Annotated in this window: 35 protein-coding genes, 1 tRNA gene and 1 pseudogene; 7 read left to right on the top strand and 30 right to left on the bottom strand. The window is 46.1% G+C overall.

Annotated features, from left to right (window positions below; translation table 11 throughout):
• Positions 1–26 precede the first annotated feature (26 nt).
• The 13 genes and pseudogenes from OIU26_RS02945 to OIU26_RS03005 all read right to left on the bottom strand — a co-directional run bounded on the left by OIU26_RS02945 (position 27) and on the right by OIU26_RS03005 (position 7,900).
• A complete protein-coding gene (locus OIU26_RS02945; protein ID WP_436449026.1) occupies positions 27–1,268 on the bottom strand; it encodes a phage tail tape measure protein in 1,242 nt (413 codons plus the stop codon).
• Between the two features lie 159 nt (positions 1,269–1,427).
• Positions 1,428–2,066: pseudogene (locus OIU26_RS02950) on the bottom strand (phage tail tape measure protein); the annotation flags it as partial.
• 42 nt (positions 2,067–2,108) lie between these two features.
• Entirely contained in the window at positions 2,109–2,453 is a 345-nt protein-coding gene (locus OIU26_RS02955) for a hypothetical protein (protein ID WP_264215895.1), read from the bottom strand.
• A 58-nt stretch (positions 2,454–2,511) separates the two neighbouring features.
• Positions 2,512–3,162, bottom strand: coding sequence for a hypothetical protein (locus OIU26_RS02960; RefSeq protein ID WP_264215896.1), 651 nt, complete (start codon positions 3,160–3,162; stop codon positions 2,512–2,514).
• Between the two features lie 25 nt (positions 3,163–3,187).
• A complete protein-coding gene (locus OIU26_RS02965; protein ID WP_264215897.1) occupies positions 3,188–3,889 on the bottom strand; it encodes a hypothetical protein in 702 nt (233 codons plus the stop codon).
• Positions 3,890–3,909: 20 nt separating this feature from the next.
• Positions 3,910–4,272, bottom strand: coding sequence for a cold shock domain-containing protein (locus OIU26_RS02970; protein ID WP_264215898.1), 363 nt, complete (start codon positions 4,270–4,272; stop codon positions 3,910–3,912).
• A complete protein-coding gene (locus tag OIU26_RS02975) occupies positions 4,227–4,580 on the bottom strand; it encodes a hypothetical protein (protein ID WP_264215899.1) in 354 nt (117 codons plus the stop codon). Before OIU26_RS02975 ends, OIU26_RS02970 begins: the two co-directional genes overlap by 46 nt.
• A gap of 78 nt (positions 4,581–4,658) precedes the next feature.
• A complete protein-coding gene (locus tag OIU26_RS02980; RefSeq protein WP_264215900.1) occupies positions 4,659–4,964 on the bottom strand; it encodes a hypothetical protein in 306 nt (101 codons plus the stop codon).
• Between the two features lie 12 nt (positions 4,965–4,976).
• Positions 4,977–5,237, bottom strand: coding sequence for a helix-turn-helix domain-containing protein (locus OIU26_RS02985; protein WP_152379991.1), 261 nt, complete (start codon positions 5,235–5,237; stop codon positions 4,977–4,979).
• 117 nt (positions 5,238–5,354) lie between these two features.
• Entirely contained in the window at positions 5,355–5,747 is a 393-nt protein-coding gene (locus OIU26_RS02990) for a hypothetical protein (RefSeq protein ID WP_264215901.1), read from the bottom strand.
• Between the two features lie 314 nt (positions 5,748–6,061).
• Positions 6,062–6,589, bottom strand: a complete 528-nt coding sequence (locus OIU26_RS02995; protein WP_264215902.1) for a hypothetical protein — start codon at positions 6,587–6,589, stop codon at positions 6,062–6,064.
• The gene (locus OIU26_RS03000) at positions 6,586–6,945 is read right to left on the bottom strand and encodes a hypothetical protein (RefSeq protein WP_264215903.1); all 360 of its coding nucleotides are present in this window, start codon (positions 6,943–6,945) and stop codon (positions 6,586–6,588) included. Before OIU26_RS03000 ends, OIU26_RS02995 begins: the two co-directional genes overlap by 4 nt.
• Positions 6,946–7,459: 514 nt before the next feature.
• On the bottom strand, positions 7,460–7,900 hold the full coding sequence (locus OIU26_RS03005) for a helix-turn-helix domain-containing protein (protein ID WP_264215904.1): 441 nt from the start codon (positions 7,898–7,900) through the stop codon (positions 7,460–7,462).
• A 475-nt stretch (positions 7,901–8,375) separates the two neighbouring features.
• Here OIU26_RS03005 and OIU26_RS03010 point away from each other — a divergent pair, with 475 nt between their 5' ends.
• Positions 8,376–8,759, top strand: coding sequence for a hypothetical protein (locus tag OIU26_RS03010; protein ID WP_264215905.1), 384 nt, complete (start codon positions 8,376–8,378; stop codon positions 8,757–8,759).
• Positions 8,760–8,813: 54 nt separating this feature from the next.
• On the opposite strand, the gene OIU26_RS03015 is transcribed toward OIU26_RS03010, so the two are convergent.
• From OIU26_RS03015 to OIU26_RS03030, 4 genes are read right to left on the bottom strand one after another with little or no spacing between them, the layout of a single operon-like run.
• Positions 8,814–9,179: a hypothetical protein gene (locus OIU26_RS03015; RefSeq protein WP_264215906.1), complete on the bottom strand. Its 366-nt coding sequence runs from the start codon at positions 9,177–9,179 to the stop codon at positions 8,814–8,816.
• A gap of 2 nt (positions 9,180–9,181) precedes the next feature.
• The gene (locus OIU26_RS03020; RefSeq protein ID WP_264215907.1) at positions 9,182–9,382 is read right to left on the bottom strand and encodes a hypothetical protein; all 201 of its coding nucleotides are present in this window, start codon (positions 9,380–9,382) and stop codon (positions 9,182–9,184) included.
• Positions 9,382–9,510, bottom strand: coding sequence for a hypothetical protein (locus OIU26_RS03025; protein WP_264215908.1), 129 nt, complete (start codon positions 9,508–9,510; stop codon positions 9,382–9,384). Before OIU26_RS03025 ends, OIU26_RS03020 begins: the two co-directional genes overlap by 1 nt.
• Entirely contained in the window at positions 9,476–9,964 is a 489-nt protein-coding gene (locus OIU26_RS03030; protein WP_264215909.1) for a hypothetical protein, read from the bottom strand. The genes OIU26_RS03025 and OIU26_RS03030 overlap by 35 nt, the downstream gene beginning before the upstream one ends.
• Before the next feature lie 193 nt (positions 9,965–10,157).
• On the opposite strand from OIU26_RS03030, the gene OIU26_RS03035 reads away from it, so the two are divergent.
• Together OIU26_RS03035 and OIU26_RS03040 are read left to right on the top strand one after the other, a co-directional pair.
• Positions 10,158–10,406: a helix-turn-helix domain-containing protein gene (locus OIU26_RS03035; protein ID WP_264215910.1), complete on the top strand. Its 249-nt coding sequence runs from the start codon at positions 10,158–10,160 to the stop codon at positions 10,404–10,406.
• Between the two features lie 34 nt (positions 10,407–10,440).
• On the top strand, positions 10,441–10,605 hold the full coding sequence (locus tag OIU26_RS03040; protein ID WP_181969125.1) for a hypothetical protein: 165 nt from the start codon (positions 10,441–10,443) through the stop codon (positions 10,603–10,605).
• 196 nt (positions 10,606–10,801) lie between these two features.
• Here the strand turns inward: OIU26_RS03040 and OIU26_RS03045 are convergent, their stop codons facing one another.
• The 5 genes from OIU26_RS03045 to OIU26_RS03065 all read right to left on the bottom strand — a co-directional run bounded on the left by OIU26_RS03045 (position 10,802) and on the right by OIU26_RS03065 (position 14,721).
• Complete coding sequence (locus OIU26_RS03045) at positions 10,802–11,485, bottom strand: hypothetical protein (RefSeq protein WP_264215911.1); 684 nt, start codon at positions 11,483–11,485, stop codon at positions 10,802–10,804.
• Between the two features lie 248 nt (positions 11,486–11,733).
• Positions 11,734–11,910, bottom strand: a complete 177-nt coding sequence (locus OIU26_RS03050; protein ID WP_264215912.1) for a hypothetical protein — start codon at positions 11,908–11,910, stop codon at positions 11,734–11,736.
• Between the two features lie 125 nt (positions 11,911–12,035).
• Positions 12,036–12,836: a hypothetical protein gene (locus OIU26_RS03055; RefSeq protein WP_264215913.1), complete on the bottom strand. Its 801-nt coding sequence runs from the start codon at positions 12,834–12,836 to the stop codon at positions 12,036–12,038.
• Positions 12,837–13,542: 706 nt separating this feature from the next.
• The gene (locus tag OIU26_RS03060; protein ID WP_264215914.1) at positions 13,543–14,493 is read right to left on the bottom strand and encodes a tyrosine-type recombinase/integrase; all 951 of its coding nucleotides are present in this window, start codon (positions 14,491–14,493) and stop codon (positions 13,543–13,545) included.
• 142 nt (positions 14,494–14,635) lie between these two features.
• Positions 14,636–14,721 (bottom strand) — tRNA-Leu (locus OIU26_RS03065).
• A 250-nt stretch (positions 14,722–14,971) separates the two neighbouring features.
• On the opposite strand from OIU26_RS03065, the gene OIU26_RS03070 reads away from it, so the two are divergent.
• Together OIU26_RS03070 and OIU26_RS03075 are read left to right on the top strand one after the other, a co-directional pair.
• Entirely contained in the window at positions 14,972–15,130 is a 159-nt protein-coding gene (locus OIU26_RS03070) for a hypothetical protein (RefSeq protein WP_013371953.1), read from the top strand.
• Between the two features lie 126 nt (positions 15,131–15,256).
• Positions 15,257–15,448: a hypothetical protein gene (locus tag OIU26_RS03075; RefSeq protein WP_264215915.1), complete on the top strand. Its 192-nt coding sequence runs from the start codon at positions 15,257–15,259 to the stop codon at positions 15,446–15,448.
• A 32-nt stretch (positions 15,449–15,480) separates the two neighbouring features.
• Here OIU26_RS03075 and OIU26_RS03080 read toward each other — a convergent pair whose 3' ends face one another.
• The 3 genes from OIU26_RS03080 to OIU26_RS03090 all read right to left on the bottom strand — a co-directional run bounded on the left by OIU26_RS03080 (position 15,481) and on the right by OIU26_RS03090 (position 16,278).
• Positions 15,481–15,633, bottom strand: coding sequence for a hypothetical protein (locus OIU26_RS03080; protein ID WP_264215916.1), 153 nt, complete (start codon positions 15,631–15,633; stop codon positions 15,481–15,483).
• Between the two features lie 95 nt (positions 15,634–15,728).
• A complete protein-coding gene (locus OIU26_RS03085; protein ID WP_264215917.1) occupies positions 15,729–16,055 on the bottom strand; it encodes a YnfA family protein in 327 nt (108 codons plus the stop codon).
• A gap of 40 nt (positions 16,056–16,095) precedes the next feature.
• Positions 16,096–16,278, bottom strand: coding sequence for a hypothetical protein (locus tag OIU26_RS03090; RefSeq protein WP_264215918.1), 183 nt, complete (start codon positions 16,276–16,278; stop codon positions 16,096–16,098).
• 386 nt (positions 16,279–16,664) lie between these two features.
• Between OIU26_RS03090 and OIU26_RS03095 the strand changes: the two genes are divergently transcribed.
• Together OIU26_RS03095 and OIU26_RS03100 are read left to right on the top strand one after the other, a co-directional pair.
• Positions 16,665–16,910 carry a hypothetical protein gene (locus OIU26_RS03095; protein WP_264215919.1) on the top strand — a complete coding sequence of 82 codons (246 nt, stop codon included), beginning with the start codon at positions 16,665–16,667 and terminating at the stop codon, positions 16,908–16,910.
• A gap of 34 nt (positions 16,911–16,944) precedes the next feature.
• Positions 16,945–17,976 (top strand): glycoside hydrolase family 26 protein, encoded by a 1,032-nt coding sequence (locus OIU26_RS03100; RefSeq protein WP_264215920.1) that lies wholly within the window; start codon positions 16,945–16,947, stop codon positions 17,974–17,976.
• Positions 17,977–18,047: 71 nt separating this feature from the next.
• Here OIU26_RS03100 and OIU26_RS03105 read toward each other — a convergent pair whose 3' ends face one another.
• From OIU26_RS03105 to OIU26_RS03125, 5 genes are all read right to left on the bottom strand, one after another.
• Positions 18,048–18,263 carry a hypothetical protein gene (locus OIU26_RS03105; RefSeq protein ID WP_102998789.1) on the bottom strand — a complete coding sequence of 72 codons (216 nt, stop codon included), beginning with the start codon at positions 18,261–18,263 and terminating at the stop codon, positions 18,048–18,050.
• A 186-nt stretch (positions 18,264–18,449) separates the two neighbouring features.
• Positions 18,450–19,553, bottom strand: a complete 1,104-nt coding sequence (locus OIU26_RS03110) for a glycerol dehydrogenase (RefSeq protein ID WP_013371961.1) — start codon at positions 19,551–19,553, stop codon at positions 18,450–18,452.
• A 139-nt stretch (positions 19,554–19,692) separates the two neighbouring features.
• Complete coding sequence (locus OIU26_RS03115; protein WP_040103355.1) at positions 19,693–20,235, bottom strand: GNAT family N-acetyltransferase; 543 nt, start codon at positions 20,233–20,235, stop codon at positions 19,693–19,695.
• Between the two features lie 200 nt (positions 20,236–20,435).
• Positions 20,436–21,422, bottom strand: a complete 987-nt coding sequence (locus tag OIU26_RS03120; RefSeq protein WP_264215921.1) for a ketoacyl-ACP synthase III — start codon at positions 21,420–21,422, stop codon at positions 20,436–20,438.
• A 31-nt stretch (positions 21,423–21,453) separates the two neighbouring features.
• The gene (locus OIU26_RS03125; protein ID WP_013371964.1) at positions 21,454–21,804 is read right to left on the bottom strand and encodes a hypothetical protein; all 351 of its coding nucleotides are present in this window, start codon (positions 21,802–21,804) and stop codon (positions 21,454–21,456) included.
• Positions 21,805–21,848: the final 44 nt, after the last annotated feature.

The raw sequence follows: 21,848 nt of genomic DNA on the forward strand, positions 1-21,848 counted from the left end.
GAGCGAGCCGCAGCCCGCCCGTAAGTTTAATTCGCCCATGCTTTAACGAACGCGCGCGCGATCTTTTCGATGTCCGCGTCTTCACGTATGGTCGTACCGTACATATTGACTACGATACCTCCGTTGCTGCCCTTGCCGCGTTGTTGATCGCGCCATTCGGATGCTTCGTGCTTCGTGAGGACCGCTTCATCACGATGGAGTGTAGCGGGATAACCGTTATAAGGTACGGTGTCGAGTCCGCCGGCGTGCTTATTGCCAAGCTTTTTCCGCCGCTCCGCGTTATGTGCCGCCAACTGGTCGTCTGGAACACCGCCCATCCACGTAGGCAAGTGCTTATTCGTCCAGTCAAAGAATCCATTTACAGCATCGCTCGATCCAAGAGACTTCGCTCCCTGACCAATGTAGACGTTAGATGCACCGCCGCCTGCTCCTATTGCCGCCCCTGCGAGCGCACCACCAGGACCAAACAAACCTCCGACTATCGCACCGCCACCGCCGTTAAGCACCGCACTAGCGATAGGGTCATTAGCGATCGCTTTCTGTATCCCGTCAATTAATCCAGACCCAAGTTTTAACCCGACACTCACAAACGTTGGTACGGCTGCTTCGAGAGACGATGCCATGAACTGAACGACCTGTGCTGTCAATTTCTCTACAGCGTCTCGTCCCCCACCATTCCACCAATTGGAGAACGCCTTTTCTATCTTTTCGAAGGCGAACGCGACTTTACTTTTAATGTCTGGAAGCTTCGTAAACTCAGGGTTATTAATAAAGTTATCCTTGAGGAACGTCTTAGCGGTTGTTACTGCGCTCTGTACGGCTGCGGTAATCTGCGGAGTATACTTAACGACGAAGTCTGCGGCAGCTTGCGCAAGCTTCTTCAGGATCGGCATCGTCGGAAGCAACGCGGAAATCTGCAACGTTTCGATTGCGCCTTGGAACTGCTCGACGGCACCCGCTGCGCTGTCCATCTTCTTGGTTGCTACTGAAAGCGCCGTTACGTTCGCCATTTCCTGCTGAAACTTCTTAACGCCAGCCGCGCCTTCTTTAAAGAGGATGTTACCAGCACGAATCGCGTCGGACCCGAATATCTGATGCAAGTAGTATTGGCGTTGCTCATTCGTAAGCTTGCCGAAACGGTTCTTCAGCAAATCCGCTACCTGCGCCAGGTCCTTAATCTCGCCTTTATTATCGTAGAAAGCGGAATGGATGAGATTACTCGCAGTCAGGAACTTCTTCGTTTCCTTCGCGGCCTTAGACGTACCCACCTTGAGTCCCGTCTGCGCTGCGACGTATTTTTCGATGTCCTTCGTAACTGCTTGAACGGAAGTACCCGTTGACTTGATGCCTTTCTTAGACATAAAAGCGAGCGCATCCGTCGTATTAACCGTCAAGAGGTTGAAGTCTTCGAACATGCCGTACGCCTTGTCCGTCATTGGCACGAGGTTCGATAACATCGTCTTCAGCGACGTACCCGCATCGGAGCCCTTTAACCCGTTATTTGCAAACAAGCCTAGCGCTGTATTCGCATCCTTAAACGACATCCCTACGCCGTCTGCAACGGAACCAACAGCAGCAAGCGAGTAGCGTAAGTCGTGTACGTCAGTCGCGGATGCGTTCGCGGTACCGGCGAGAATGTCCGCAGCTTGCGCCGCAGTTAAGCCGTCTTTCTTAAACGAGTTAAGCGCGGTCGACATGATTTCCGCAGATTCCGCTAGGCCAAGACTGCCCGCTGTTGCGAGATTCAAAGCCGCGTTCAGACCGCCCGCTTGGACTTGCGCGGTAGTCATTCCCGCTTTGAGAAGCTCCTCGATCCCTTGTGCGGCCTCAAGCGCGCTATATTTCGTTAATGCGCCTTGTTCGAGTGCGAGTTGTTGCATAGCCTTCGTCTGCTCATCCGTTGCGCCCGTTAACGCCTGAATCGTAGACATTTGCGACTCGAAATCCATCGCCTTCTTGACGGAGTCTGCCGCGAATCCGACGCCCGTTACCGCTACGCCGAGTCCTGTCGCCGCTACACCGAACTTCGTTATGCTGCTAAAAGCCTTGCGCATGGGACGGCTCATATCGTCGACTAGGCGTAAGTGTCCTATCAGATCGAATGAAATTTAAATCGCCGTCCTTTCGATCGCACGCACCAGGAGTCCCAACGCCTTGTAAACCGCCATTGCCGGTCCTACTATGTTCTTTCCAGTCCGGACAGCTTCGTCTACGTCGTCGATCGCGGGAAGTAGCTTCTTCATACGGAATCCCATTGCTTGTACACGCGCCATGTCTGAAGCTTCAAATTTTGCGGCCACTTCGTTCCATACCGCTGCCTGCTCAGGAAAGCTTTCTGCGAAATCATACGAACCGGGGCGCTTGTGCGTTAAGACCGATTCAACCAGTCGGATAACGGGCGTCACGCGCTCCATATCTGCGAGGACGCTGTCCGGTAGTTTAGACTTGCTCATTCGTACTCCCCCTTTTGGATATAACAAAAAGAGGCCCCGAAGGACCTCCGTGCTATCGCTATTCGATTTCTCGTCCGGGCGCTACGCTTGTACGCAGTATCCTGCCGTACTTGTATGCCCTCGTGATCTCCATATCGGAAATCCCCCACACCTGGCGTCCGCCTCCGCGCCAGTGCCACGCCGTTTCCGGAAAGCAGGGCCGGTTTTCCCATTTCTCTCGACCGGGCTCTGTCGCCTCTACGGCATTCCTGTAGATATCAGACGCATCTTTTTTCAGAGTATGCAAATCTAAGACCGCCCTCAAATACACATGCTTGGCATCCTCAATTGCCCTCAATTTATCGTCATAATGCCGTTGGAAATAGTCCAGCGCCTCAGCCCGCCCGGTACGCATTGCCACTTCCGCAAGTGCGCTCCTCTCCTCGGATGATCGTACGGATGCCTTTGACGCTCGTGCTTTGGCCGCCTCCAGATCGCTGGTGAGTTCGGCAACCTTACGTTGCAACTCGGCCTCACGATGTACATTTTTGGGTGTCGGATCGTCTAGCGTTGCATCCCCCGCTTTCCGAAGTTCTTCGTTGGTTTTTTCGAGTTCTGTAGACAGCTCGACGGCATGGGAATAATGAGCCTCCACCACCCTGTCTATTTGTGCCTTGACGTCGTGATACGCTTTAATTGCGTCCTGTACTTTCTGCGGTAATTTAACCATTTAAACCATCCTCTCTACTATCCGGTCACTCTCCATGTACTTGTAAAAACGACTCGTGATCCCGCAACACCTTGTCCGTGAGTTCTTCGCCCAACGTAGGGGCGGCTCCTAATCGGACCATTGAGTTAACAGGCTGCGCAGCCCTAAGTCGAGCAATCTCGTCAAGATTCTGTCTTGCCTGTGTCTTCGCGTCTGTCTCTGCCGTAGCCTTTATTTGCTCATATGAAGTCCGCAATCGTAACGGGTCGGTTATGTGTTTGTTCAGCTCGACCCCGGTAGTTGCAAAGTCGTCTACGATGATTTTGGCAATGTACGGATCGCGGATGTCCTCCATAAATTCTAGGAGCTGTTGGGCAGCGCGTTTGTTATTGAATACGAGCAATTCCGTTTTTAGAGAGCCGTACTTATCGGTGAACTCCCGTAATTGCTCGGCGGACGGTTGGGGATTCGGAGCGCTAATCACAGCGCGAACGCTCTTTTCCGCTACGTCCAACTCGGCATCTATAGCGGCTTTATTGGCGCGGATAATCTTTGCCAGTTCGACAGCCCCTTTTTCGCGTATTCCGCGCGCCTTTTGTGCGATGCCTATGCCCGATAAAGTCGGGTCTTCTTGCGCTTCTTTAACCTCTTTTTTTACACGGGTGAAGATATCATGAGAGGCTATGATGGAGCCATCTCCATAAATCAAATCTTTTACTTTTTGGATAGTATCGTTGTAAGTTGTCATTGTTCATTTCCCCTTTTAGTTTAGTTTGCTTGTACGTCCGCCGCCGCAGGCTTGCCGCCCCTACCTTCCGTTAGCACGTAACTCACGCGCAAGCCGACCGGTACTTCCGCCGTATCGAACGATTCGCAGTCGGATAGATGGAAGAATACGCGGTTATCACCGGACGAGATGAACCCGTAGCCCCGATTGCTAAAGTACGAAACTACACCGGATTTACGCTTTACTCTCGCCGGCTTATCCGACTCCTTCCGACTGATAACGAGTGACGGGCCGATGCTGGCGATCTCCTCTCCTGTACCGATGCCGCCTGTCCACGTTTTTGAGTTAATGAATTTGCTCACGCTGATTCCTCCTCTTGTTCTTCCTCCGTCGCGTTTGACCATGATATCTTTGTACTCTGCTTTCCCGTCAGCCGATTTTGTACAAGCTTGCGACCATATCCGCTCCCTCGTTTGGTAAGGTGATAATGGCCGAGTACATTGCAGTGATAGTCAACAATGTCTGCTCCAAGGCACCGATGAACTATGCGTGTCACATGCTCAAAGTTAGACCAAGCAACGTCAATAAGCGGATAAGCTTCGTAAGTTACGTTATGGCGGTCTATGACGCTGCCGTCCTCCGCGACCAATATGACGAGTGTTTTCGTGGCGTCTCCAGAAACGTAAACCTGTTGATACACCGAAATCTTCATCCGACCAACTCCTTTTGTTATTTTTAGGCACGGCAAATAGCCGGCCGACAGAAATCGCCCGGTAGATTACCGTAAAATCTATTCGGATTTCATTATTTCTTGAAGTCGGTAGAGAATAGCGTATCTTACCTCTGCTTTCTTGATTCCGTAGTTTTTCGTTGGAGACTCAGCCTTGCACACTTCAATTGCGAACTTCTCAACCAACCGATACACGCTCTCATCACTCAAGCTCTCAAGTTGCTTTTTGGTTACGCGTTTACTGACGTACTCATCCATACCATCAAACAAGAACTGTTTTTCCAGTGTGTCAATATTAGGCGGCCGGAATGTTAACGGCCTTTTTGCTCCATACTCGACCGAAAACGCCTTTAACTCTGTTTGCACGTTATCGCCTCCTCACTGGTTAAGCCGACGAACGGTACTCACTAATTCAACGATTTGCTCGTCTGTATAGGGAATGGCTGCACGGATTCTTTGCGCAACATGAGGTAGCAAAGGACGTTCGTCCCGCTCAATAGCGCCGAGTAAGGGTACTGATACACTCGCCTCTTTCGCGAGTTTTCCCTGCGACATCCCCAAGTTGATACGGCAAGTACGTATGATTTCTGGCGTTAGCTGCACTTCATATTCCTCCTTTTGTGGTGGTGTCTTGTTCATACATAGTTATAAATAAAGACCGATCATGCCGCCAAGCACCCGGCACAATTACGGTCTTATCTCCTCATATATACATGGGAAACCAGCGCTCAAAATATCAGGTATATTATGTAACATTCACAAATTTGTCACATCTTCTCTTGGAAGGTATATCTGCCCCGTTAAATCAACCTGACCGCCGCCCTCGATGAACGCTTCTAGTGATATCTCGCGTTTCTTCCTCTGCTGCTCGCGGTAAAACTCCGCGTCAGCATTCTTTACCGGATGAGATGCAGTACGCTCGGCAAGCATATCCGCTTTTATAATGAAGTCCGCTAAGATTTCGAGGATTGAAAACCGCGACAAGTAGTTTTTACGCCTTGTCATCGGATGCCTGTACGTCTGTGCTGCGAGCTTGTTACGTGACCATCCGGCCGCTAGGAGCGCGGATGTGACGATGTCGGCGATCATAACGCGTAACTCGTCATCCTCTATCCGGTAGTGTGCATCCCAAAATGTGGTGATGTTCAAACGTGCCCCCCCCTATATGGAAACTTAATATTTTGATGTCTGCGTATCTGTTGTTCTTCCTTAGTGGAAGTTTTCACGCAAAAATCTATATGTGACTACCCTAATGCGCGCATGATACTTCGCTAGGAATGAGCGTAAGCGAATGACGACGCGTGAGGGATAGTGGTCTTCTATCCCGAAACAGGTTTGGCTCGGTATTATTTGTTTCTCTTTTACGTATTTCTCTTTTACACCTTTCTCTTTTTACCGTGTGACCTGATCGTACTAGGCGTGATACGATCTGACCGTACTTACCGTAGTGTGATCTGATCGTACTAAGCGGAGTGGCGGGCGTTTCGACGTGTTACCGAACTATACACATTCAAGTCCGGCTCAATTACCGTTCCTTCCTCGTCAACGATGTATCCGTCATCAGTGATGCGCGGACAATACGACGGAAAATACCACTTAAAACGCCGTGTACCCTCGTATCGGGTGGCTGTACGAATGATTCCATTGGTCTCCAGAATATCCGCAAGCAATTTGATACGTGATCGGTCAATCCTAAGCGTAGACACCAAGGTCTCATACGATATAAAGCACGCCCCGAATCTGTCGTTAAGCGTTCCGTCGCTACGGAGATGGTTTCCATCAATATACGATTGCAATGTAAAGTAGAAGGCCACGATATCCCTAATTTCCGGTTTACGTTGCCTACCTGCGTACACGATATCGAGCGTTTCATTAATAATTCGCGGGAATACCTTACGTACAAGGTCGCGGTTGTAAACCTCAAACCCGCGGGGATCATCAAGAAGAGATACCTTATCGTTGGGAAGCGGATTGCGACTTCTTTCGGTCATTTCGTCATCTCCTCTATACCGTATTTTTCGTGAAATTCCGCATACGTCAGCGGTTCAAGCGGCTCGTATATGAGCTTGTTCGGAATGCGATCGGACTTTGTGACGTTGAGCAAACCGTAACGACAAAGCATGGCCGTGTGCTGGCGGATTTTGTACGGAGATAGCCCTGTATACGTGGTCATAGTCTCCTGCTTGAGCCACGTCTTACCGTACAACGCATGACGTGAGCTATGTTGACACATAGACTTAAGGTAGCCATAAAAACCCGCTGTTCCGAGGTCGAACCCGTCAAGCTGCGGATAAAGCCGGTATATAATGAGCGGAATTTGCGTGAACAAAGCGTCTTTATTCGTCATCACGTTCCCTCCCGTTAATAGAATTATCTAATAGAGACTTTCTATCTATTATTTACAACTGCTAGGTTCTGTGGTAACAATTAACTAGGGACAAGATACCATTTGATCGCATTCGGCTTGGTCATCCGGAAAAGTAGCTGAACTGGGGTGAAAACATATATCCCTTGTCAGCAAGGGTTCGCATGAAGTATACAATGACCTATCTTCTCCTGTGGGTGGTTTTATATGGTGGGCTTGGGTCGCAGGAGAGGAGAAGTTTCATGCGAAACAAAAACACACTTATAGGTATCTTGTCCCTAATTCTCATTCTGGCTGTCTGCGTTGTATACGCTATACATATGGGGTATACCCCTGTTGTTAAAGGACAGGCTGGGCCCTTTTCGGTGGAGTTCTATACCAACTCCCCTACACAAGGCGTCAGTTCATCTGATGAGAGTAAAAGTGGCCTTCCTTAATGGAAGGTCATTTTTATTGAGCGGCAGCCCACATCGGAGCCACCGCGTTGTTGCACCGATTAATACGTGAAGAAATATTTACCTCCCGACTTCTCGCATAATTCAATAGCTATATCCACGTTAAGATCGGGATTACCCGTGTCAATTTCTGCTACCTTCGTATATTCCTTTTTCCTAATCTCAATCTTCCCAGTACCTCCGATTTCTTGATCGACTAAATAATCCGCAACCAACTCCGCGTTATCTTGCGCACACATAAAAGCGTGAACTCTGAGGTCAAAGTACATCTCGTATGCTTTTTCAATGATGTTGGAAGAACGTACCGGCTGACCTAACTCAAACCGTCGAAGTGTGCTTGGACTAATGCCGAGGGCTTCCGCAACCTTCGTGAGCGTAAGGCGATGTGTTTCTCGCCGCTCCTTAAAACGCGCCCCCTTCTCCGCCCACTCTCCGGCTTTCTTAGCTACGTACTGTTCCCGTGTCAACAATGCGTTTGTCATAATAAAATCGCTCCTTTTAGTTTGGTTTATATGAGATGCGGTTTCTCGCGGTCTACCTACTTAACCGAATGCGCGGCGTCGTTATGCACACATTTACGCAGTGTTTTCCGCCTTACACTAACTTGCTGCCGGTCACACGCGTTTCGCACATCGTCGCATTATTTTCTCCGCATATTGACGACGCTTTTCTCGTTTTCGCACATCCGCCTTTCATCTACTTCAACGGATGAGAAATGCGGCTAGCACACTTTTGCGGAAATTTATTTTCGTCCGTCACAGATAACACGCCTGTCGATGCCCGTTTCGCACATCAGATACTGTATTATCTACAGCGAATTTTGACTCCGCACAGGGCCGTAAAAAATTTCCCCCTATATATAAATAGGACACGAAATCGCGAAAATGGGACACGCGAATATCCCCGCACACTCCAATTGTGTCTAATTCGTGAACAAACGATCTTTTTTGCGACCAAATGGAACTCACGTTCGTATTACTCGATATAACAAGCAGACGACCAGTGCCTGAACCGGATTTACCGGCCGATCGTCCGAGGATGGAATTGCAGTTGCCGCTACACTTCCGGATTTATGTGAACTACGCCTGCCTGACGGATATTGCCGTATCCGGACGTAGGAATTATCGAAGCTGGCCGAACCGCAGTACATGCGTTGGCGCGCAGTCTACGGACGGCCAAAGGTGTGTCTTGTCAGCAAGACATTGTTCGAACGTTCGAACGTTGTTCCCACGTGGGAATATTACTCGGGACATCGTTAGTTTCATCCGCATAGCGATCCCTCCGATTGGCGTCGGAAAGTACAGACATTTAGCCGCCAATGTTGGCGCAAAGGCAGCCTGATAATACACGCGCGTCTCCTCCCCGTTATGGCGTTTAGGTTCATCGGAGAATGCGTCATCCTTTTTTCTTAACGAGATTTAATTCGATATCACCTCGATCATCCAACCAGAGGAGTTCGTCGACTAGAAACGTTAAGCCGTTCATGGCGCGGATATGATCGAGGACTTCCGTAACTACTTCGAACAAGTCGCGCTGAACGTTCTTCCCGAGTTGAAGGCCGCCGGAGTCTCCGTCGATAAATAAGTGCGTGTGTTCTGGATGGTCGACTTTGCGGACGTGACGAAGCCATAAAATACCGTTTTCAAGGTGGAAAAAGTAGTGATCCGCGTATAAAACGCCCTCTACGACTTCATACATATGCGGCAAATCGTAAGGTCCGTAAGCAAGCGCCGCCCGTTCTAATACGGTTGATTCATCCATACTCAAATGCCTCCGTTCGGAAATACGTTGTTAAATGCTGTATCTAATTCTTTTAACGTTTCAATCCGCTCCGCATCAGTGAAGTGCGGACTTTCTAATACGTTGCCGACCGCCAGAACATAGAACCGAAACGCGATCATTAGCGCCTCGCCCGACGTTTCGGAACCAAGCCGATAATCCGTGAATATTTCCAAGTAAGACATTACGCCAACACCTCACGCGCAATCAATACGACTGCATAGACGAATCTAAGTACAGCGACGATACGTTTACGAGCTTTACGTGATAATACGATGTTACGCGTAGTTGATAAATTGCTTACTGCGTTCAATCTGCACGCCTCCCTTCCCGACGATGAATCCGAGTTCCTTCATAACGTCCATTGATAGCGTTAGACTACCGAGCGGCGACCGTTGATTGACTCCGGTTATCCGCCAGAACGCCCGCGCCTGTATTACGAGCTCCTGACGTGTGCCGACGTACCGAACTATGTAGTTCCCTGTGATCGGATCAAGTACGTAGCGGATTTGAGCCGGAGTAACTAGCGGACGAACAACACGGAAGACTTCCCGTTTCATTTCTGCGTCCAACTCAAAACCGAGTTCAACGAGCTGTGCCGGAGTAGCCTCAACAATGTCACCGTAGAGATACGGATTAGCTTGCGGTATAATAGTGAAGAATAATTCCGATGTAATGCGGAGTTCTTGGCGAGTGCGGCCGCTTCCGACCGTGATGATTACGAGACTGTCGCGACGATTACGGATGAAACCTAACGTTATTGACATGTGATTCGCCTCCAAGCGGGATTATAGGATGAATTGCGTTGATGCTTCGGAACAGCACGATGTTTCTTGGGATAAAGCTGGAACTTTTTATTAACTCAATACGTTAATAACCTGATACGATAATAACCCAACGAGTTATTAGAGTCAAGCCCCTTTTATGATAAAATAAAATTAATTACAAGGAGGGTCGCGGATGATTCGTTTTACACTTGAAGAGATGCTCAAAAAAAGAGAAATGAGTATGTATGCATTGTCTAAAAGCTCAGGTATCCGTCCAAATACCATAAGCCAATGGGTAACAAACGAGGGCGTTGACGTAAAGTCTATAACTATTGAGACTCTTGATCGGGTTTGCTCCGTATTAGACTGTCAACCGGGGGACTTGATTAAATACATAACGAGTGCCAAAGAAAGTACCGAACCAAAAAAAGAAGACCGTTAATCTCGCGGTCTTCTTTACGTAGGAGGCTATTATTGTGAAAATGAACGATGAAATTGGCGCACTCGTCCTCGAACTGGATCGCAAGCAACGCGTAACGATAGATAAGATCGACAACGTTAACGCACGTATAGACTCAATAAGCGATGAAATACGCGAAATCAATTCGCTTTGTAATGACGTAAAATCAACGCTAAATTAGCCCCTCCACTTGTACCCTTACGTACCCCTTAGCGTAGGCTTAAACAGGCTATTTCACGGTGGTTTTACGTTGAGGTTATATGACGAGACCTAGGAAGACTACCTAAGTGAAGGCTCTAATCCAAATTTAAACAAAAAAAAAACAGCAGTCCCTATAAATTGGTCGCTGTCTATATCCGTTAACTTGTATATTAACCCTAAGGTGTTTGATCTAGGATTTTTATCTGCTTATCTAAGAAACATAGACAGGAACGTACCATAATATCCCTTATTTCCCTGTAAGTAATAGTGATTCTATAAAGCCGCCGTTCCTTGCTATCTTTACGATATTCTTTAAGTACCAAATCATTTAATAGTGAGACTTCGTAGCTTACGCCTTCCTCATCCATTTCCTTCTCATCAGTAGGAAATGAAAATTCATAGAATACGCCTTCATGAATGTACTTATTTCGTACTTCGCAGAAGATTCTTGCAATATGCTCCATATCTAGGCTTCCATCAAGACCTCGTGAGTCTGCAATAGATCTTGCAACACCCTTACGGAGCAGATTCTTATCTTGTTTTGATGTATATTCTTCAAAGAAATATTTAATTCTTCCTAAGCGATTAACACTCTCAACATTCTCATCGGGATTAAGAAGATGGAATAGTGATTCTATACATATAACAAAATGTGTAACTTGAATCCCATGTCCTCCTCTGCCTTCCCCCGCTTCCTCACCTAATCTGACGAGTCTCTCCGTATAATTCAGAATTCTTCTTGGTAAGGGATTTTCTCTAGCATAACAAGATTCGATAAAAGATTGTGCTGTCTGTCTATTTGAAAAGTATGGCTCGTAGAAATCTAAAAAGCTACCTCTCAATAATTGGGTATCACTCATATTTTAGCCTCTTTCGAATTATAGTTCTGTCCTCATCCTACCATATTTAGGTATCCCCAACTAGATAGAGAAGTGTTACGCACTCTTGTGCGATATGCTAAAAGCTATAACGACGAAAAAGCCGGCAATCCTCTACGTGGAGGGACACAGGCTTTTAACGTGAAATTAGGCTTTCTATTCGTGTTGCTTACGTATGTATTCAAGATGCTAAACAACGCTGATATACGGTGAAAGAAGGGTAAAACTAGCTAGTTTATCGTTATGTTAAATACGAGGCCGTAGCGTAATAGTCCGTACAAAAACCACAACACGACGCCGCCGATTATGAGACCGGAAATTAATCTCGCAACTTGTTTATCTACCGGAAACATATCCCAAAAACTCGGATCGTTATCGACTTCCTCTTCGGCCGCTTTCGCTGACACTGCGGATTCTTGATCTTTCAAACCGAATCTCCTCCGTCATCTCACGTTTACCTAAATAATACCATCGGACTAGGCCGCTGTCACTAAAAGAAAAACGGACCCACCCGAAGGCAAGTCCGCCGATCTCACCGGAAATTGTCTTTCCCGGCGATTAATTCGTCACGTATTTCTCGGTAATCCTTCCTAAGACGTATGAGCGAGCTAATTGCAGTCTCTACGTCTACGACCTTTCGTAAATCCTCGGTACTCAGAGCGTCGCGGGTTGCCTCGCCTTTCTCCAATCCGTACATCTCGCGGAGCCCGACTGTGTCCGTATCCCACAAGACCTTATATACGAGATTCGTGAACGTTGCGTACTCAAGTCCCCTATCATTCTTGAGACTGCCGTTATAAAACGCTTGAATCGAATCCGTGAGTCGGCGACGTTCTCGTTTAGAGATTTCGCGTTCGATCGCCCATTGACGTTGATCTGCGTCCGCAATTTCTTCCACGTTGAGGAGGTAGTTACGGATAGATTTGGCGACTTCCGATTCCGTAAGGAGCATACCAATACGGAGAAGGCCGCGGCGGGTGATTAGCGTTAAAGAACTTATACCTTTAAACGCATGTTCATCTTGCACACGCGTCTTAAAATCCCCCAATGTCTTTCCTTTCAAGACACGAACCTCTGCATATTCATTGAGTTCGCTACGATTCCGTCTTATTACTGATTGTATGGTATCAATCGGAACCTCGTAATAAGAGGCTGCCATTTCTACCGTTACCTCAGTAGTACCTTCAAGACAGGCCACAAACTTTACCTTATCCAGAACCTCGTCCTTAAAAACTAAGTCATCCCGCATAGACTTACTCTCCGTGAGGATGAGTTCATTTCTTCCTGTAAGATCATACGAAACCTGCTGAACATTCTTCTTTCCTTTAGCCATATAGACACCTCCCCCAAATTGCTCACTATTTCGACAAAATGGGAGGATATACCTTCGGAACAAATGTTCTAAATGAATCTTTTTTACCAAGTCTATAGAACTATGTAAAAACGGACCCACCTACGCAATATCGCGCAAATGAGTCCGCACATACCCGCCTTACTTCGTTGTCTCTTCTGCTCCGTCTTGAACGTTGAGTACACGCCTGTCCCGATCAACGCGTACGAAACGATGTTGACTCCGATTTGCCACATGCCGAAGTCTGGTGCAACTCCGTACTTTTCGAGGATTTGGTACGCGAGGCCGACGACGGATGCGAATACTAATTATGTTTATATAACACTGATTTCGTACCTACATTCAACAATATGAATACAAATACCTCGTGAGGTGAATTTAATATACAAAAATAATTAAATATTGCCTATAGTCAACGCTTAGTGTATAATAAAACAAAAGATCGCTACAGAAACATAGCGACCCTTGTGTTTACTTTTTAGTTGCAGATAATTTAGCATAAATTGCAATTAGAATCATAAGATTTAAAACTTCGTATAAACTTGCGTGCATTTACTAAACCTCCTTTTAGGTAGGTCTTTTTGTGTTTTACATACCTCCCTTGAGTATACACCATATTGCTAGCTCTCGCTATAATTTTTAGTATAAATAACGCCACCTCCGAAGAGATGAGCGTTACTCATACGTTTTATATTTTTGTATTCCGTTTCGCCTTCGTACTCTTAAACAGCCGATCCACCGGACTCGCCTTCGCGTGTTCCGTTTTCAAATCATCGTTTACAAGCGCCACGTAGCGCCGTGTCATTTCCATAGTAGCGTGACCGAGGGCCCGCTGTGCCGCGAAAGCATTCGCCCCGTTACGCAAGAACTCCAACGCGAATACATGCCGCAAATCATACGGTCGAATATGCGTTCCGATCTTTTTGCAGTATATCTCCATTCGGTCGCCCCACGTATGGCGGTTAAGCGGCCGTCCCTCATACGAGCAGAATATCGGAACGTCATCGCCCCATTCAGGCGCACGCACTGATATCAATTTCCGCAGTGCCTTCGTTGTAGTCTCCGATATAGGAAGCGTCCGGGCAACGCGACCCTTCGCCACCTTTGCCGGTACGTAAATTTCCCGCAAAGATGCGTTAAAATCCTGCGGTATTAGCTTCGTACCCTCCGATGGACGGATGCCTGTATCCAGCGTTAAAAGGATGAGCGTATAGTCGCGTAGACCGACAAATGTGTTTTGGTTAGGCGCGGCCAACAACGCATTAAGCACGTCTACCTCGACCGCAACGGCTCGGTTTTCTGTCTTGCGTTTCTTTACACTTGCGAGCGGATTCGTGGATAGCTCGCCCTCTCTCATACAGTAGTTAAAGAATGTGCGTAAGTAAACGAGTCGATTGTTAAACGTTGGCGGCGCGATGTCCTCCGCTAGATGCTCCATTACCGCGTCCCTTAGCGCTTGCTCCGTGTCCCACGCATTGGGAAACCGCTTGAATAGCAGCTTAACGGTCCGATCGTAGTCGTGTAGCGTATATTCGCCAACTCCGTCCTCTAGCTTTTTATACGCCAGAAACTCCGTGAGAAGCTGACGCCAGTCTGTCCGGTTGCCCGCCGTGGGTTTTATACTTCGTAATCTTGCCAAAACAAAAACGCCTCCTCCGCATATTAACGGTGAGGCGTTTCGTTGGTCCTGTGTACCTGCGGATTGCTCCGTTACAGCTACACAGGACCTCGCGTTATTTTCGTCCATTTAACGCTGATGTGACCGATGTAAAACGTTGTGATGCCGAGGACCGGGATCGAACCGGTACGGTAGTCACCTACCGCAGGATTTTAAGTCCTGTGCGTCTGCCAATTCCGCCACCCCGGCAAGTATTTAGGAACGCTATTTTTACACTTACTTGTTCTTGTCTTACAAGTATCTGAGAAGCTTACTTATTAAGAAGTGTTCTCGATATGTAAATGTCGTTCAACCGGGCACCAACTTATAATACGACAATTTTATCAAATTGTAAAGTGTTTTTTTAAAAAAATAATAAAAAATCTCTTTTTGTATAACTTGTGCACATTTGAACTACACTAATAAATGTCTTTCCAAACCACCAGAAGGGGTGTTACGAATGCGTGAAGGTATGATTCCAACTGTTCTTGGGACGGTAGTATCGGCTTCAGGCGCTGTGTTGCTGAGCAGTAAGTACAAACTTGCAGCTACAGGCATTCTCGGTTTCGGACTGGCTCATGTTGTTCTGGGAGCGATTGATTTGATTGAGCATCGCTAGTTGTTTGGAAAGTACCGGGCGGGATTTATCCTTCCCGGTTTATTTTATAAGCGTTTAATATGGAGCATAAGCGTTTATGTAAAGTGTAGAACTGAATCATGCCTAAGAAGGAGCGTGTAATGTGCTATGAAAAAACATAACTCCGAAAAAAAGAGTCTTACTGACGATCAAATCGAATATAAACATTCTCTGGATAAGCGTGAACCAGGATTTGATCGGATTCCTGACCCTGATGCCGATTCACCTGCAGCTACTGATATGATTGATGAAGCCGTGGACCGTGGAATAGATAAGCTACGTAATGACTTTACCAAATAAAGCATGAATTATAGGTCACAGGTTATTAAGTATCACTTGAAGATAAGCATGATCCAGCCAATAATCGAGATCCACAATACAATGCTGATGAAGAGTCCACACAAGAGACCAAAAGAGAAATTACCTTCACTATTCGGCATAGCACTGCCAAATTTCAATCTAAGCTTCATTTGATTCCAGTTCATAGAACCCCCTCCTTAAGTTCTATTTCGGAATATGAAGCTTATTTTTGTAGACCTATAGTCATGTTTTTGAAAATAAAAAAGGGGTTTTTGTCCTATCACCCTGAGCGCGGCAACAGAATTACAGCTATACCTACCAAACAAATCAATCCACCAATGAAATCGTACAAGTCAGGTGTCTTTTTATCAATCCACCAGCCCCATGCAATGGAAAGAACAATAAAGACACCTCCGTATGCTGCATATACACGCCCAAAGGAGGAGAAAACCTGAAAGGTAGCAATGACTCCATAGACAGCTAAAATCACTCCGCCGCAAAGTCCGACATACCATGTCTTGCCTTCTCGCAGCCATCGCCAGATCAGATATCCACCTCCGATTTCAGCGATGCCTGCCAAAATAAAAAGTAAAGCTGCCTTTAACAACGTATCACGTCCTAATCTTTCTTACTTTTCAGTCATCTCATTATAGTAATCGACCTATAATAATAATTAATGCAATTATGCCAACCAGAATAAGCAGATTACTGACCTGACGCCAAAGGCTTGAAGCTCCCTCGGAGTGAAGCTTCCGCTGATTGGCATCAAAGTTTGCTTTGGTTCCCTCAGCATCTACCGGACTAGAAAATGGTCTGTGTTCTTCATTCATATGAAGGCCTCCTTTGCAATCCACTTTAATCATACCAAACTTTTCCGTCGATTTCGCGTTGCAATTATGCCTATAATTCAATGCAACTGCCGAATGAAGCTTCATATGTATGTAGTGTACAAACCAAAATGTCGATATATCACTGAATATAAAGTATGATGACGAATTAAGGAAGAGTGGGTATTTAGACGCCTTTCATTGCAGGACGGTAGTTATGGTATAATTTAGTCAACTTGTTCAGGATCGTATCAGGGCGCAACTGGTTACTCCATTTATAATGAAACTTACATCCAAGAATCCACATCCGCTTAAAACCTGCATATTCTGTTTGTAGATCTAGGAGGAGGAAACGGATGTCCCCTATTTTTATAGCTAGTTTAATGATAATGGGTATATTTTTATTTCAGGCAGCCCTTATTCTAGGCATCATACATTGGGTTTCTAAACGTACCAAGCGTCCAGCACAAACCAAAATGTACCTTACAGTAGGTTTGCTTGTCTTTATATCAGGCTTCCTTGTGTGGGACAACTGGATACACTTGCAGGAACTCAATGGGTGGACCATGATTAGTCTAGTAGTGATCATGATTAGTGCCTACATACAGCTTAGAAAACAAAAAGAAAAATACTAACTAACCCCATTACCAGCATCAAAGGAGGAGCGCCATGAAATCTCACTCAACACGCTTTTGGTTACAGAGGGTGCTACTGCTAATGCTTGTTTTACTCTTTAGCGGCTCTCAACAATCGTTCATTGTTGCTGATGCCGCCCCGCCAATTAATGCTCATGCCTCTGCCAAAGCCAGGCAATTACTTGCCTACCTAACTAATGTGCCGGATGATATGCTAATTTCCGGACAGCACGATTACTTAGAGGCACCGGATGAACAAAATAACAAGCTGCAACAAATCAGCGGACAATACGCGGGACTTCACGGCTATGAGTTTGGAGGGTTGGCTAATCAATCCCGTACTGCCTTACGAGAGCAACGTCAGCGTGTTGTGAATAGCGCTATTCAATGGAGTCAGGACGGCGGAATCGTAGCTATCACCTTTCATCAGGCGTTACCGGGCAAACCAAAAACGTGGAAAAACGTACAAGCAAAAATTACTGAAGCTGAATTTAATCGTTACGTCACGCCGGGTACCCCACAATATAAGCAACTCATCGCTGATTTGGACGAGGCGGCTCTGTCCCTTAAGACCTTACGGGATGCGGATGTGCCAGTTTTATGGAGACCCTATCATGAAATGAATGGTAACTGGTTTTGGTGGGGGAACAAACAAAATTACGCTAAGCTGTGGGATCTAATGTATGATCGGTTCGTACATGTCCATCATTTAGATAACCTGTTGTGGGTCTGGAGTCCCAATGCCCCGAACGCTTATAGCACTCCCTATAGTCTGTCCTTTCCAGGCATTAACCGGGTAGATGTGCTTGCAGCCGATATCTATAATAATGATTACAGGTCCTCCTACTACACTGAATTGCTAAAGCTTGCGCAGGGCAAGCCTATGGGAATCGGAGAAAGTGATATTCTGCCGAGTGCGAAGGTGCTACAGAATCAGCCAGCCTGGGCCTATGCCATGACATGGGGAAAGGAACTGTCGGCAACCAATTCGCAGGCAGCCATCAGACATTTTATGAACCAAAATAATATTATCACACGCGATCTTCTCCATGAGTCCCTCCGCTGAAAGAAAAAAGCTTGCACTTTGCTCCTAGAGCGAAGTGCAAGCTTTTTTATACCCAATCCAAATGAAACTCCCTAACTATTTCTAATTACCTCTTCAAGATCAAGATCGGCATATGCCTCTTCACCAAGATGTACAGATACAATGGTGTAGATCCGCTTGGTTAATCTAGACATCAGCCGATCACCTGGTGTTACGGAATATTCTTCCCGAAAATCCCCGATCTTGTGAAAACCGCTGGACATATGGATGTACAAGTTGCCCCTACGCGTTTTACCATGTACCAACATCAAATCTCCTCCTGCTGTGTGACCAACCTATTTTCCCTGTTACATCTATATCGGTCAGAACAAGATAGGATATAAGTCCCTGATACCCTTCTTTTCTTTCACAAGATCGTGCACGTAAACGAAACGGGTCTGTCAGTGATATGACAGACCCGTCTTTGTAAATCCATTTTTCTAGCTAGAAAGAAACTATTCTTGATAGGATTCTGCAATCGCATTTGCTGCGATGATTGCGTTATACACATCATCAGGACTAACTGGGAACGGCATGTTGACCATTGTATCATTTGCTGCACAAGCATCTTCAGCCACCTGACGCCATTCAGCCTCAACAAATTCCTCTACACCCAGATCACGAAGCGTTAAAGGAAGACCTACATCCTTAACCAGCTTAATCACGGTCTCTAGCTCTTCTTTTGGTGCGTTTTCCAGCACCAGCTGAGTTAACAAGCCGAATGTAACTTTCTCACCATGTTGTGCTTTGTGAAGAGAAGGAACAGCCGTCATGCCATTATGAATAGCATGTGCTGCTGCCAATCCGCCCGATTCTGCTCCGACACCACTCAGATAAATGGTCGCTTCAATCGTATCCTCAACTGCACGAGTATATACTTTACGATCCACTGCACGTTTTGCCTTCACGGCATTTTCCAGCAATGTATCATAACAAAGGCGAGCAAGTCCCAGACCTGTAGTGGAAGGCTTGTTCAGCACCAGATTGTCCCCATTGGCCTGATAGCAGGCACGAGCTTCAAAATAAGTTGCCAGTGCATCACCAATACCAGCTGCAAAGAAACGTGCAGGCGCCGCTGCCAAAATACCTGTATCTGCAAGTACTACATCTGGATTCGTAGGCAGGAACAAATATTCATCAAAGGAGCCATCCTTCTTGTAAATAACCGCAAGCGCGGTACAAGGAGCATCTGTAGAAGCAATGGTTGGAAAAATAACGACAGGCAGCTTTTCATAATAGGCTGTTGCCTTGGCGGTATCCAGCGTTTTTCCCCCGCCAATCCCTATAATGATGTTCGAACCATGTTTGCGTACTAATTCACGGTTACGATCAATCTCTTCTTTTGTACATTCATATTGGAATTTCTCGAAGACCACCTGGTTACCAGCTGCTTCAATCGAAGCACCTGCCTCCTTTTGGGCTCTTTCAAGGATAAACTCATCGCAAATAACATAGGCCTTATCGCCATAATCCTTAATGTAGTCATTTAACGACGAGAGCAGATTTTGTCCAGAAATAAATTTCTTGGGTGAAGTAACGGACCTTACAACGTTTGCCATGTAAATTCCTCCTCAGCTTTGACTCATACTCAAATTAATAATGATTTGGGCATGTGACCCCTTAACTATAAACCTCTTTTCACATTATTAAAAGGCTTATTATGGAATATATTATGAACAAATTGTGTATCTATTACATTTAAAGAGACGAGCTCCATTCAGAGTACAGAATGCCCATCATGATGCGATCATAGCTGTTGCCATCACGGAGAACAGCGGAACGAACTCTCCCCTCAAGCTGGAACCCTGCCTTCTCATAGGTACGGATCGCTTGTGTATTGTACTCAATCACATCCAAGCCGACCCGATTTAAATTCAGCTCATAAAACGCATAACGAAGAATGAGACGTATAGCTTCCGCTCCAAAACCCTTGCCACGGTAGTCTGTATTACCTATACCTACTGCCAGCTGCCCGCAGCGATTATTCCACTCAATCCCATGAATAGCAACAAATCCGATCAGGACATCGTCTGCCAATGTTCTTAAGCGAAAATAGACCTCGTTAGAGCTAGGAGATCCTTCTGATTCCATCTGTTTCAACGTGTAGGGGAGTGCCAAATCCGTATCTACATTGCGCAAATACTTCGCATCCTCACCCCATTTGAACATCAGTTCAGCATCTTCTTCCCTAACTGCGGCCAGTTTTATTCGTTCCCCGTAAAATAAATTTTCGATTTTAATGACTCTTCAGCTCCTATTATGAATTGTGTACGATGTTTTCGTCATCTTTGTCATGTTATCCAACGTCCGCAATATAAGCTCTCCCTAATGAATTCATTGTTTAAATTTTACAAAATAATCACACCTAACACAACCAAATCATTACAAATATCATGGTGGGATATACAAAAAGACCTTGCAGCTGCAAGGTCTTCGTATTCCTAATATTTAAACAACATAGCAACCAGTTGATATCCAGCTCCAATCGTCCAAAATAGCACATAATCGCCGCGCCGGATACGACCCGATTCGATACCTTCATATAGAGCAATGAACGGGCTGCTGGTACCTGTATAACCATAACGATCACCCACATAAATCATTTGGTCATCCTCTAGCTCCAAATGATCCTGGATCTTCAACACATTGGCCAATGAAAACTGCGACAGACAATACGCCCGTACATCCTGAGGCGTCAGCCCATTCTTTTTTATAATGCGTTCAAGCAGCTCAAAGGTTGGAGGCAAGGCCATATTGGCGTCGAACGGAAGCCACTGAATAAATTTGCCGGGTGCGTTCCTTTGGAGTGTCGCCGCTAACCCCTGAGCCGGGTACAATATTTTATCTATATTGATGGGGTCCGTATAATACAGGGAATCTATAAATCCAGTGTCCTCTTCTGTACGCTCCAAAATAGCTGCACATGCAGCATCGCCATAGTTCGCATACGTAATCTCATCCGCGGGATCGGAAATGAGCGAATTATAATCTGAGCCAATAATAAGCGCTGTCCGCACATCGGGATTAGACAACATCGACCGACTGGCTTGATCGACAGCTACTGTCATCCCTGCGCAATTTGCATTGGAATCCATCACTGCCACATCATGTCTGGCCCCAATCGCCTGGTGTACAAACAAGGCATTCATCGGAAACAGCGACTCAGGAACTTGACTGGAGAACACGATCATATCCACATCACGACCTGTCATACCGGCTTGCTCCAGAGCTTTTTGCGCAGCTGCTATTCCCATGGTTAGACCGTTTTCGTTCGGATCATCAATGATATAACGCTGTTTTCTACCCATATGCTCCATGAAGCGTCGAATATCTTTTCCCCGCTCGTCAAAATGGCGAACATAATATTCGTTATCCAACGAATGGGACGGATGGTGCACTCCCAGTGCTTTTATTCTGATATGGCTCATCAGGTTTCCCCCTTACACATACGTCAGCGCATTATTGTACTACAATATCTACGTTGTTTAATCCTGCTTCACGTGCTACGCGACCAAGCTGCATTTTAATAATCGTTTGCTGGAGGCTGATGACAAAAATTATTTTGGCAAATCCAGTTTCTTTATAACGTGCAAAAGAACCCTTCAGTTTCTCTACTTCACCTGGTCCCAAAAGTGCCATTTGGGTGCAATCTACCCTGAGTGTAAAGTTCGATGCCTGAATAGATGAAGTTTTGGCTATATAATCCTTTACAAAGCTGTCATACTCCTCTTGGCTAAAAACTCCATTCACTGCCATATGTACCGTTTTAATGACTTGATCCACTTCGATGGTATAAGGATGTTGACTCATTTTAGAAAGACTCCTTTGATTTCATTTTTTGTCTATTAAGAGTA

Source organism: Paenibacillus sp. BT-177 (assembly GCF_025846815.2).
Taxonomy (GTDB): domain Bacteria; phylum Bacillota; class Bacilli; order Paenibacillales; family Paenibacillaceae; genus Paenibacillus; species Paenibacillus polymyxa_C.

What these genes read in the sequence shown, in the direction of transcription:
- OIU26_RS02955 (WP_264215895.1), bottom strand. Translation starts at nt 2,453, where the DNA reads ATGAGCAAGTCTAAACTACCGGACAGCGTCCTCGCAGATATGGAGCGC.
- OIU26_RS02960 (WP_264215896.1), bottom strand. Translation starts at nt 3,162, where the DNA reads ATGGTTAAATTACCGCAGAAAGTACAGGACGCAATTAAAGCGTATCAC.
- OIU26_RS02965 (WP_264215897.1), bottom strand. Translation starts at nt 3,889, where the DNA reads ATGACAACTTACAACGATACTATCCAAAAAGTAAAAGATTTGATTTAT.
- OIU26_RS02970 (WP_264215898.1), bottom strand. Translation starts at nt 4,272, where the DNA reads ATGGTCAAACGCGACGGAGGAAGAACAAGAGGAGGAATCAGCGTGAGC.
- OIU26_RS02975 (WP_264215899.1), bottom strand. Translation starts at nt 4,580, where the DNA reads ATGAAGATTTCGGTGTATCAACAGGTTTACGTTTCTGGAGACGCCACG.
- OIU26_RS02985 (WP_152379991.1), bottom strand. Translation starts at nt 5,237, where the DNA reads ATGAACAAGACACCACCACAAAAGGAGGAATATGAAGTGCAGCTAACG.
- OIU26_RS02995 (WP_264215902.1), bottom strand. Translation starts at nt 6,589, where the DNA reads ATGACCGAAAGAAGTCGCAATCCGCTTCCCAACGATAAGGTATCTCTT.
- OIU26_RS03000 (WP_264215903.1), bottom strand. Translation starts at nt 6,945, where the DNA reads ATGACGAATAAAGACGCTTTGTTCACGCAAATTCCGCTCATTATATAC.
- OIU26_RS03005 (WP_264215904.1), bottom strand. Translation starts at nt 7,900, where the DNA reads ATGACAAACGCATTGTTGACACGGGAACAGTACGTAGCTAAGAAAGCC.
- OIU26_RS03010 (WP_264215905.1), top strand. Translation starts at nt 8,376, where the DNA reads ATGGAACTCACGTTCGTATTACTCGATATAACAAGCAGACGACCAGTG.
- OIU26_RS03015 (WP_264215906.1), bottom strand. Translation starts at nt 9,179, where the DNA reads ATGGATGAATCAACCGTATTAGAACGGGCGGCGCTTGCTTACGGACCT.
- OIU26_RS03020 (WP_264215907.1), bottom strand. Translation starts at nt 9,382, where the DNA reads ATGTCTTACTTGGAAATATTCACGGATTATCGGCTTGGTTCCGAAACG.
- OIU26_RS03030 (WP_264215909.1), bottom strand. Translation starts at nt 9,964, where the DNA reads ATGTCAATAACGTTAGGTTTCATCCGTAATCGTCGCGACAGTCTCGTA.
- OIU26_RS03035 (WP_264215910.1), top strand. Translation starts at nt 10,158, where the DNA reads ATGATTCGTTTTACACTTGAAGAGATGCTCAAAAAAAGAGAAATGAGT.
- OIU26_RS03045 (WP_264215911.1), bottom strand. Translation starts at nt 11,485, where the DNA reads ATGAGTGATACCCAATTATTGAGAGGTAGCTTTTTAGATTTCTACGAG.
- OIU26_RS03055 (WP_264215913.1), bottom strand. Translation starts at nt 12,836, where the DNA reads ATGGCTAAAGGAAAGAAGAATGTTCAGCAGGTTTCGTATGATCTTACA.
- OIU26_RS03070 (WP_013371953.1), top strand. Translation starts at nt 14,972, where the DNA reads ATGCGTGAAGGTATGATTCCAACTGTTCTTGGGACGGTAGTATCGGCT.
- OIU26_RS03075 (WP_264215915.1), top strand. Translation starts at nt 15,257, where the DNA reads ATGAAAAAACATAACTCCGAAAAAAAGAGTCTTACTGACGATCAAATC.
- OIU26_RS03080 (WP_264215916.1), bottom strand. Translation starts at nt 15,633, where the DNA reads ATGAACTGGAATCAAATGAAGCTTAGATTGAAATTTGGCAGTGCTATG.
- OIU26_RS03090 (WP_264215918.1), bottom strand. Translation starts at nt 16,278, where the DNA reads ATGAATGAAGAACACAGACCATTTTCTAGTCCGGTAGATGCTGAGGGA.
- OIU26_RS03095 (WP_264215919.1), top strand. Translation starts at nt 16,665, where the DNA reads ATGGGTATATTTTTATTTCAGGCAGCCCTTATTCTAGGCATCATACAT.
- OIU26_RS03100 (WP_264215920.1), top strand. Translation starts at nt 16,945, where the DNA reads ATGAAATCTCACTCAACACGCTTTTGGTTACAGAGGGTGCTACTGCTA.
- OIU26_RS03105 (WP_102998789.1), bottom strand. Translation starts at nt 18,263, where the DNA reads ATGTTGGTACATGGTAAAACGCGTAGGGGCAACTTGTACATCCATATG.
- OIU26_RS03110 (WP_013371961.1), bottom strand. Translation starts at nt 19,553, where the DNA reads ATGGCAAACGTTGTAAGGTCCGTTACTTCACCCAAGAAATTTATTTCT.
- OIU26_RS03120 (WP_264215921.1), bottom strand. Translation starts at nt 21,422, where the DNA reads ATGAGCCATATCAGAATAAAAGCACTGGGAGTGCACCATCCGTCCCAT.
- OIU26_RS03125 (WP_013371964.1), bottom strand. Translation starts at nt 21,804, where the DNA reads ATGAGTCAACATCCTTATACCATCGAAGTGGATCAAGTCATTAAAACG.